Here is a 232-nt window from a genome sequence, read left to right as displayed (position 1 = left end):
ATAGGGGAGCCGAAGGGAAACCGAGTCTTAACTGGGCGTTAAGTTGCAGGGTATAGACCCGAAACCCGGTGATCTAGCCATGGGCAGGTTGAAGGTTGGGTAACACTAACTGGAGGACCGAACCGACTAATGTTGAAAAATTAGCGGATGACTTGTGGCTGGGGGTGAAAGGCCAATCAAACCGGGAGATAGCTGGTTCTCCCCGAAAGCTATTTAGGTAGCGCCTCGTGAA

The 232-nt window shown here is 51.7% G+C and carries 1 rRNA gene; it reads left to right on the top strand.

The features are described 5' to 3' along the window. Nucleotides 1-232: ribosomal RNA gene (locus tag FDX22_RS20835) — 23S ribosomal RNA — on the top strand; the annotation flags it as partial.

The sequence above is a fragment of the Citrobacter sp. TBCS-14 genome (assembly GCF_005280805.1).
In the GTDB taxonomy this organism is placed as follows: Bacteria; Pseudomonadota; Gammaproteobacteria; order Enterobacterales; family Enterobacteriaceae; genus Citrobacter; species Citrobacter gillenii.
The sequence above is the reverse complement of the archived record's forward strand: the minus strand, read 5'-3'. Positions and strand labels throughout refer to the sequence as shown.